The sequence below is a fragment of the Pseudomonas onubensis genome, assembly GCF_965653655.1.
GTDB lineage: Bacteria > Pseudomonadota > Gammaproteobacteria > Pseudomonadales > Pseudomonadaceae > Aquipseudomonas.
Map to the genome: position 1 here is coordinate 1 of NZ_CBFHAZ010000269.1, position 452 is coordinate 452.

General features: G+C 41.2%; 1 protein-coding gene and 1 riboswitch. The gene reads right to left on the minus strand.

Annotated features, from left to right (window positions below; translation table 11 throughout):
• Positions 1-179, minus strand: a riboswitch (cobalamin riboswitch). This riboswitch is flagged as partial in the annotation.
• A gap of 117 nt (positions 180-296) precedes the next feature.
• Positions 297-440 carry a hypothetical protein gene (locus ACTD9P_RS29900; protein WP_438870459.1) on the minus strand — a complete coding sequence of 48 codons (144 nt, stop codon included), beginning with the start codon at positions 438-440 and terminating at the stop codon, positions 297-299.
• Between the last annotated feature and the right edge of the window lie 12 nt (positions 441-452).

Sequence of the window (452 nt, forward strand, 5' to 3'; positions counted from 1 at the left end):
TTATAAAGGCAGGTCTCCTGGCTTATGCATAACGTTGATAAGCGCCTTCCCGAAATTTTTTCAGTGGCATACTGCTCTCAACTAGCATTTACAGTGGCGGGACCGCATCGGAATTGCACCGATTTCCCTTTTACTCCTTACTCTATCAGTGAGCAAGAACCTTTATCGTCCATATAAAATTAATAGCTCTATTATAGCTGATATTCAGAAAAATGTGTGCTCAATCGCCAAAGTTTCAGATAATTCTTCTTATTTCGCTGAAATTACGAATAAAAGAACTGCTTACCCCTTTGCTTTTAAGCTTTTTCAATTGCCGTTTCTGCTAAACGTTTAATCGTAATGTCATCCATTGGCGGATTGTGCAGACCTGCACGGACATCACGGTAATAGCGTTGAAGCGGATTTGATCTTTGCAGGCTTTTTGCCCCAACAAGACGCATCGCTTTATCGAC

Bases quoted from the DNA above. Each gene is read 5' to 3' on its own strand.
- ACTD9P_RS29900 (WP_438870459.1), bottom strand. From the start codon at position 440: ATGCGTCTTGTTGGGGCAAAAAGCCTGCAAAGATCAAATCCGCTTCAA.